Consider the following 612-nt stretch of genomic DNA (forward strand, 5'->3'; position numbering starts at 1 on the left):
CAAGGGCAAGTGAAACGCTGTGGGCGGTGCTGTGGCGGCTTCGGTCTGCCCCTCGCCGCTTTCGCCGGTCAGAAGCTGGACGGCTTCGGGAAAGGACTTGCCGTAAAACTCCATGACAAAATCAATGGGATAGCCGCCCTTGCTCTGGCTGTGTCGAAACCACTTGTTTCCACGGACGGTCAAGCTGTCATGTTCTTTCCAGCGGTATTCTCGTCCGCTTTTGATTAGCGTCTCTCCCTGTGTGCGGAGAAAATCTTCCAGACTGACGGCGTTTGCCCGGTCAATCTGCGCTTGGGTATAATTCATCGGGATAGTTCCTCCTTTTTGTGTCGTGTTTGGGGTCGATTTTGGAGCTTTTGTTCCTCTGTGCGCTCGTTAAATCGGGTGGCAGTATCTACGCATGACTTGACCTTCCAAAGACGGTGTAAATCGTCTCTTACGGTCTTGAACTCGCCGTAGGTGGTTTCATGCGCCTGTTCCAACTCGTCATACTCTTCGGTCAGCTTTTTCATATCCACCTTGCCGTCCGGGAACTCTCCGGTCAGCTTTCGTCTGGCGGCGTAGAACTGTTTCAGTTTCGCTTCATGCTCTGCCTTGTACTTGGCTCTGGGC

The 612-nt window shown here is 53.3% G+C and carries 2 pseudogenes; both read right to left on the reverse strand.

What is annotated here, in order from left to right:
• Positions 1-306, reverse strand: a pseudogene (locus tag HMPREF1546_RS05775) (topoisomerase); the annotation flags it as partial.
• Positions 303-612: pseudogene (locus HMPREF1546_RS05780) on the reverse strand (mobilization protein); the annotation flags it as partial. The pseudogenes HMPREF1546_RS05775 and HMPREF1546_RS05780, both read right to left, overlap by 4 nt.

This window comes from Oscillibacter sp. KLE 1745 (assembly GCF_000469445.2).
Taxonomy (GTDB): Bacteria; Bacillota; Clostridia; order Oscillospirales; family Oscillospiraceae; genus Oscillibacter; species Oscillibacter welbionis.